The organism is Pseudarthrobacter sp. MDT1-56 (assembly GCF_059383555.1).
Genome location: NZ_JBWZCK010000041.1, coordinates 1 through 1,011 on the forward strand (window position 1 = coordinate 1; position 1,011 = coordinate 1,011).

1 pseudogene is annotated in these 1,011 nt (G+C 62.4%); it reads right to left on the reverse strand.

The window, feature by feature from the left end:
- Positions 1-1,011 (reverse strand): annotated as a pseudogene (locus AC50YC_RS19805) (Ig-like domain-containing protein); the annotation flags it as partial.

Consider the following 1,011-nt stretch of genomic DNA (forward strand, 5'->3'; position numbering starts at 1 on the left):
GACGTCGTCCCAGTTGTTGACGAGCTGCATGTTCTGGTTGACCAGCCAGACATTGCCCGAATTCACATCATTGAGGACCACCAGGTCCCGGTTCACCCGGAACACATACGACGGCGACGCACTGGCCTTGGGCACATCCACCGACTTGTCATCAACATCATTGACACACTCACGCACATACTTATTCGCCCCCGACCACGCCGCATGGACACACCCGCCCAGCTGCACCGGCGCCGCCGGAACACCCTGCCCCCCGAACGCCACCGTCCTCGCCGTCGAACCATCCAACGGCTGATGCAGCAACGCCTTCGGCGTCGCGACCGCCACCGCGTCCGCCGCCGGACCGGAAAGCTGCAACTTCGCATCCCGCGCATCCGCCAACGCCAGCTCACGCCCGCCCGGCAGGAACAACTTCCCCCGGCCCGCATCCAACACCACCGGCTGGTCCCCCACCACCGCCAGCTGCAGATCCCCGGCATCCTTCAACTTCTCCCACGAACTCACCGTGGAACCCGTGACCACACCATCAGCATCAACACCCGTCACCGTGACCTGCCCGGACTTCGGATCCGCACTGTAAATCCGGTCATCAGCCCCCACCGCCGACACCGTCCCGGCCGAACCCGTCAACACCGGCTCGGAACTCTCCTCATCAAAACCATTCACCGTCGAAGGCGACAGCGCCCACACCGTCCCCTTGGCCACATCCGTCACCGACATGACCTTCGACCCAAAACTCACCGCCGCCGAACCCGGCAACTTCTTATCCCCACCCAAACGCATCTGAGCCGCCGACACCTGATTCAACGTCGAACCCGCGGAATCATCAACAAACACCGTCCCGGCATCCTGCAACACATCAAACGTCGTACCCGCCGGCGTCACCGCCCCATCCAAAACACGCGACGGATAATTCAACCGCCCCACCGCATTCTTCGACTTCGACACCACCCACACCCCACCATCGTTCAACTCCACCTCAGTGGTCTTAAACCCCGGATAGATGATGGC